Below are 1,892 nucleotides of genomic sequence, written 5' to 3' on the forward strand. Positions count from 1 at the left end.
AATCGAGTAGGAGGAGGCCTCACGGCCTCCGTCCTCTCACACCACCGTACAAGCGTGGGTCGCATACGGCGGTTCCGAATATACTTTTAGTGACTCATACCCATCTCGCAACGAGTACAGACCCAACTCCTCGAACCATTTTGTTGGCATAGCGTGATTTGTCTGGGGCGTTAATGCTAGCCGCCACCAACCTTTATCTGACATCGCTAACTTCCACGCATTACGCTCTGTTACACCTTGTCGCTGTAACCATGTCGCTATGCCGTATCTGTGTTTGCGTTGCTTAAGTCGATAGCATCTTAGCCGTCGCCGTATCCATTCGTCCAAGCGCTTCATGCTGCTCTTCCGTATGGCGAGTTTGAAGTAGTCTTGCCAACCTCTTAGGTATTGAGTTAACTCGGCGATTATCACCTTTAACTCTCGACCTCGGTTTCGCTTCGTTATCTGCCGCACTCGCGTCTTCATTTGAGTTTGCGCTGGCTTCGATATATGGATTGTCCCATCTATCCCGAAGCGGTGGCTTAGGTAAGTTCGCTCTGTCACTCTTGTTGCTGCACTTTTCTCTCGGTTTACCGTGAGTTTCAGCTTTTGCTCCAAGAACTCCGTTATCGACTCTTTGACTCGATGAGCGGCTTCCTCACTACAAACGTAGATTTGGCAGTCGTCTGCATATCGGCAGAACTTATGTCCTCTACGCTCTAACTCTTTATCCAGTTCATCTAACACGATATTGGAGAGCAACGGAGATAATGGTCCACCCTGGGGGGTCCCTCGTTGTCTCTGTTCGACTAACCCGTTTCGCATTATGCCTGCCTGTAGATATGACCTGATGAGCTTCAGCACCCGTTTATCCGCAATATCCTGTGACAGTTTGTGCATCAGTCTATCGTGATTAACGGTATCGAAGTATTTCGCTAGGTCGATATCTACCACATAACCTCGCCCCTCTCGGATGTAGCGACTCGCTGCCGCTAGCGCATGATGTGCACTGCGGTTCGGTCTAAATCCGTAACTGCTATTGGAGAACTTAGCTTCATAGACATCTGACAGCACTGAAGTGATTGCCTGTTGGACAACTCTATCGAGCACTGTGGGGATACCTAGTTGCCTGACGCCATCATTAGGTTTGGGGATTTCTACACTAAGGACTGGCTGAGGTTGGTAGCTGCCATCCAGAAGACTCTGGCGAAGCGCTTGCCCGTTTGAAGCTTGTCGAAGCTTAAAGATAGTTGCATCTATGTCGAGTTTATCGACACCTGCACATCCCTTGTTCTTCTTCACTCTTCTTAGAGCTTGATTCAAGTTGGTTGAGGAACAGATTTGTTCCATCAACGAAGTTGAGGTCACCAAGACTCGTCCTCCTGTCTACGCCGACCATGCTTGTCATTCTTCGTGACCATGCGCTTTACTTGCGGTATCGCCCATTGGGACGTAGAGATGATGTCCATCTTGCTATGACTCCACATGATTGAGTGTCTAGTGACTACTTCTTGATATATTCAGTTCAGGCCTTCCCTTAAGTTGTACTGTCTCAAGGTACTATGCCCTCTGCTGACTTCTTATTGCCCGTCACACAACATCACTGCTGCATTAGTCTCTATCGAGACAAACAATAAGATCTCCCGAGGTAAGACGTTGCTCTTTCCCTTGGCCGTGCCTGATTTATCACTACACACTTCCCGTCGAGGCATTGGGCTATTCTATCTATGGCTAGGTTGCCCAAGTTGTAGTGACCTACTATCAGATTTCTGTTCGTCACAACCAAGTTTTGCCATTTGCTTCCTTCAGATTTCACCTCACGGTGAACACCCTTGCATAGACTAACGGTTCTCGCTCGACTGAGCCCGTAGAGGACTTTCACCTCCTAGATCAACGCCATGCTCGGCGCACCA

1 protein-coding gene is annotated in these 1,892 nt (G+C 48.7%); it reads right to left on the reverse strand.

The window, feature by feature from the left end; translation table 11 throughout:
- Positions 1 to 36: 36 nt before the first annotated feature.
- Entirely contained in the window at positions 37 to 1,329 is a 1,293-nt protein-coding gene (gene ltrA, locus GXP65_RS24880) for a group II intron reverse transcriptase/maturase (protein ID WP_205455639.1), read from the reverse strand.
- Between the last annotated feature and the right edge of the window lie 563 nt (positions 1,330 to 1,892).

Origin of the sequence: Vibrio sp. LB10LO1, assembly GCF_010092875.1 — a bacterium.
Taxonomy (GTDB): Bacteria; Pseudomonadota; Gammaproteobacteria; order Enterobacterales; family Vibrionaceae; genus Vibrio; species Vibrio campbellii.

Coding starts and splice junctions, on each gene's coding strand:
- ltrA (WP_205455639.1), bottom strand. CDS start 1,329: ATGGAACAAATCTGTTCCTCAACCAACTTGAATCAAGCTCTAAGAAGA.